The sequence below is a fragment of the Mesorhizobium sp. M7A.F.Ca.CA.002.09.1.1 genome (genome assembly GCF_003998555.1).
Taxonomy (GTDB): Bacteria; Pseudomonadota; Alphaproteobacteria; order Rhizobiales; family Rhizobiaceae; genus Mesorhizobium; species Mesorhizobium ciceri.
The window spans coordinates 1-3,619 of the sequence record NZ_RZRR01000590.1 but is presented as its reverse complement, the minus strand read 5'-3'; the positions used below and the strand labels follow the sequence as shown (position 1 = coordinate 3,619).

The following is a 3,619-nucleotide window of genomic DNA, read 5'->3' as shown; positions in this document are numbered from 1 at the left end:
CCATCACACGGTCGATCCCGACGACCACAAGGATACGATGATGGGCGAGACGCTGCAGATCAGCCTCGCCGGCGCGATCTTCCAGATCCTGCTGCTCGACCTGGTCTTCTCGATCGATTCGATCATCACCGCCGTCGGCATGACCGACGAGATCGCCATCATGTACATCGCCGTGATCGTGGCGGTGAGCGTGATGATGCTGGCGGCCGGGCCGCTGGCCAACTTCATCGCCAAAAACCCGAGCATTGTCATGCTGGCGCTGGGCTTCCTTTTGATGATCGGCATGACACTGATCGCCGACGGCATGGGCTACCATGTGCCCAAGGGCTACATCTATGCGGCGATGGGCTTTTCGGCATTGGTCGAGGGGCTCAACATGCTGGCGCGGCGGCGCAAGAAGCCGGGCGGCGGGCATTGAGGCAAGAGCAGCAGGGTGGTCGCCCTTGCACAGACCAGTCATGCGAGATTGATCTGCCAGGAGACCCCGAACCTGTCGTTTAGCCATGCGAAACGGCGGCTGAAGCCGTAATTGTCCGATGGCATCAGGAACGCGCCATCCTTGCCCAGCGTCTCGACAATTCGGTTCAGTTCATCCTCGGAGGAACAGTCCACATACAGCGACACCGATGGCGTGAAGGTGAATGCATGGTGGACGGGGCTGTTGAAGACCATGACTTCCAGGCCGGCGATCGACACCCGCGCTAGTTTGACCGTTCCTTGCGGACCGTCTTCGCCGGGGCCGTAATTCGTGACGTCGAGGACGCTGCTGCCGGGAATGGTCTCGCAATAGAGGGTCATTGCCTCTTCGGCCTTGCCCTCGAACATCAGGAATGGCGTTACTTTCTTCATCGCAAAGGCCTCCTCTTCCTTCTGGTTGCTCAGATGTCGGGTCGCTCAAACATTGGTCTCGTTGGCGGGTTCGCCTTTCATCTCGCTGCGGTAGTAACCGTCGCGCAAATTGATGCCGTACTCGACATAGGCCTTCATGCAGGCCAGCATCTGCGACCAGCCCTCGCAATTGAGGTAGGACTTCTTCAGGCCGACCGCGCCTTCCTGCCAGCCGCTCTCGGCGATGGTGACGAAGGTGCCGCCATCGTCCAGCGGTTCGAAGTTCATCTCGATGCGGGTTTTGTAGGCCGGCTTGCCGTCCTCATCGGTGGCATCCCAGCGCAGCACGATGCGGCGGTCCTTGACCACTTCGTCGACCTCAACCGGCACCTTGCCCCACCAGACGACGCCGGCGCCGGCTTCCAGCGGGGCGCTGGCGCCGCCGATCGTGGTGAAATAGCCGCTCAGTTTCTTCGGATTGACGACTGCGTCGAAGACGTCGGCGACCGGCTTGCCGATGCGTCCGGAAACACTGAATCCAAGTGACATATCCACAGCTCCTTCCCTTGATCGGTCCAAAGATACGTTATATAAACATAACATGTCAAGCAGATCGCAAGACGACAATGTTTTCAAGGCGCTGGCGCATCCGCGCCGGCGCGAAATGCTGGATCAGCTGAAGGACGCGCCGAAGACGACCGGCATGCTGTGCGAGGCCTTTCCCGATATCGATCGCTGCACGGTCATGCTGCATCTGAAGGTGCTGGAGGAGGCCGACCTGATCGTTGCGCGGCGCGACGGCCGCGAGCGCTGGAACCATCTCAACGCGCTGCCGATCAAGCAGATCCACGACCGCTGGATCAGCCAGTATGCCGGCCATGCGCTCAGCATCATCGACCGACTGAAGTCGGACCTCGAGGCGTGAGCGGCCGCAGCAGGTCACGTCTTGCGCCGCATGCGCGGTGCGGCTGGACGAATTGAGCCGATTTATCTATAAGCCGGCCATTCCGACAGAGAACGCCGTGCTTCCAAGAGGTGCACCTGGGACGCTCTGAAATTTTGAATTCGGGCATTGCGGAAGACGAGGTCAGATCACTTCGCTTCGCGATGCTCTAGCCGAGAAGACGACAGGGGTGCCATGGCTGGCCATTCACAGTTCAAGAACATCATGCACCGCAAGGGCCGCCAGGATGCGGTGCGGTCTAAAATGTTTTCCAAGCTGGCGCGCGAAATCACCGTCGCCGCCAAGAGCGGGACGCCCGATCCATCGATGAACCCGCGCTTGCGCCTGGCGATCCAGAACGCCAAGGCGGTGTCGATGCCGAAGGACAACATCCAGCGCGCCGTCAACAAGGCCTCGATGGGCGATGCCGAGAATTACGAAGCCGTGCGCTATGAGGGCTATGGCCCGGGCGGCGTCGCTGTCATTGTCGAGGCGCTGACCGACAACCGCAACCGCTCGGCGTCCAATGTGCGTGCTGCCTTCACCAAGGCCGGCGGCGCGATGGGCGAAACGGGCTCGGTTTCCTTCATGTGGGACCGCGTCGGCGAGATCTATTATCCGGCATCGGCCGGCAGCGCCGACAAGGTCATGGAAGCGGCAATCGAAGCCGGCGCCGACGACGTGGAAACCGACGAGGAAGGCCACACCATCTATTGCGCCTTCGAGAATCTCGGTGAGGTGTCGAAGGCTCTGGAAACCTCGCTCGGCGAGGCAGAATCGGTGAAGCTGATCTGGCGGCCGCAGAACAACGTTCCGGTCGACGAGGAGCGGGCACAGTCGCTGATGAAACTGGTCGCCACGCTCGAGGACGACGACGACGTGCAGAGCGTCTACGCCAACTTCGAAGTCGACGACGAGACCATGGCCAAGCTCAGCGCGGCATGAGCGGAGCTCAGCCCGGCATGAGCGAGAGAGTGCTCCCCGCCATCCGCATCACCTACTGCACGCAGTGCCAATGGCTGTTGCGCGCCGGCTGGATGGCGCAGGAGCTGCTGTCGACCTTCGGCACGGACCTCGGCGAAGTAACGCTGGTGCCGGGCACCGGCGGCATCTTCACCATTTCCTGCAATGACGTGCTTGTCTGGGATCGCAAGCGCGACGGCGGTTTTCCGGACGCGGCCAAGCTGAAGCAACTGGTCCGCGATGTCATTGATCCGGACCGCGACCTCGGTCATTCCGATCGGAAGACAAAGGCGTAGAGGCCGCCGGCGCTGCCGTCACTTGCGTCGCCACGCTCCGAAGGCGGCGCCAATCGCAATACCCGCGGCGACGCCCATCGGAAGGTCATCCAGAGCGGTGCCGACCGCGGCACCGACACCAACTCCGATTGCCATGCCGAAGGCCATATTCGAATATTGATCCTTCATCGGTGGCTCCATCCATCCTTTTCAACGCGCGGCGAACCAGAAGGATGCCAGCGCGGCTATGCCGCTGATGGTGCGGACATGGTTCCACATCACCCACTCGTCGAGGTAGCGCGACCACAGGCTTGCGCCATTGCTGCTGGCCGGATCGAGGGCGGCGAGCGCATCGTTGAGCGGGACGTTGAAGATCATCGTCACCACCACGATGCCGATGAGATAGAGCAGGCTGCCGGCAACCAGCCAGAGCGAGCCTGGCTGGTTCCAGCCGATCACCGCACCGATGGCGACAACGATGCAGACGAGAGCCGTGCCGAACAGTGCTGTCATGAACAGCGGCGTCACCGCTGTGACGTTGATGGAATTCATCGCGGCAATGCCGCTTGCGGCTGGCATGCGGGCGAGGCCCGGCATGACGAAGCTGGAG

General features: G+C 61.6%; 7 protein-coding genes. 4 read left to right on the top strand and 3 right to left on the bottom strand.

Annotated elements, in window-relative coordinates; translation table 11 throughout:
• Nucleotides 1-418 (top strand): TerC family protein (locus tag EN994_RS22610; protein WP_164746080.1); only part of this gene is annotated, 418 nt, incomplete at its 5' end.
• A 38-nt stretch (nucleotides 419-456) separates the two neighbouring features.
• Here the strand turns inward: EN994_RS22610 and EN994_RS22605 are convergent.
• On the bottom strand, nucleotides 457-849 hold the full coding sequence (locus EN994_RS22605) for a VOC family protein (RefSeq protein ID WP_063169206.1): 393 nt from the start codon (nucleotides 847-849) through the stop codon (nucleotides 457-459).
• 45 nt (nucleotides 850-894) lie between these two features.
• Entirely contained in the window at nucleotides 895-1,377 is a 483-nt protein-coding gene (locus EN994_RS22600) for an SRPBCC domain-containing protein (RefSeq protein ID WP_063169205.1), read from the bottom strand.
• 52 nt (nucleotides 1,378-1,429) lie between these two features.
• On the opposite strand from EN994_RS22600, the gene EN994_RS22595 reads away from it, so the two are divergent.
• The 3 genes from EN994_RS22595 to EN994_RS22585 all read left to right on the top strand — a co-directional run bounded on the left by EN994_RS22595 (nucleotide 1,430) and on the right by EN994_RS22585 (nucleotide 3,030).
• Entirely contained in the window at nucleotides 1,430-1,753 is a 324-nt protein-coding gene (locus EN994_RS22595) for a helix-turn-helix domain-containing protein (protein ID WP_024502907.1), read from the top strand.
• Nucleotides 1,754-1,966: 213 nt separating this feature from the next.
• A complete protein-coding gene (locus tag EN994_RS22590) occupies nucleotides 1,967-2,716 on the top strand; it encodes a YebC/PmpR family DNA-binding transcriptional regulator (protein WP_013529113.1) in 750 nt (249 codons plus the stop codon).
• Between the two features lie 17 nt (nucleotides 2,717-2,733).
• The gene (locus tag EN994_RS22585) at nucleotides 2,734-3,030 is read left to right on the top strand and encodes a SelT/SelW/SelH family protein (RefSeq protein ID WP_127224143.1); all 297 of its coding nucleotides are present in this window, start codon (nucleotides 2,734-2,736) and stop codon (nucleotides 3,028-3,030) included.
• Between the two features lie 189 nt (nucleotides 3,031-3,219).
• Here the strand turns inward: EN994_RS22585 and EN994_RS22575 are convergent.
• On the bottom strand, nucleotides 3,220-3,619 hold a 400-nt coding region (locus tag EN994_RS22575; RefSeq protein ID WP_127307817.1), incomplete at its 5' end, for an anthrone oxygenase family protein.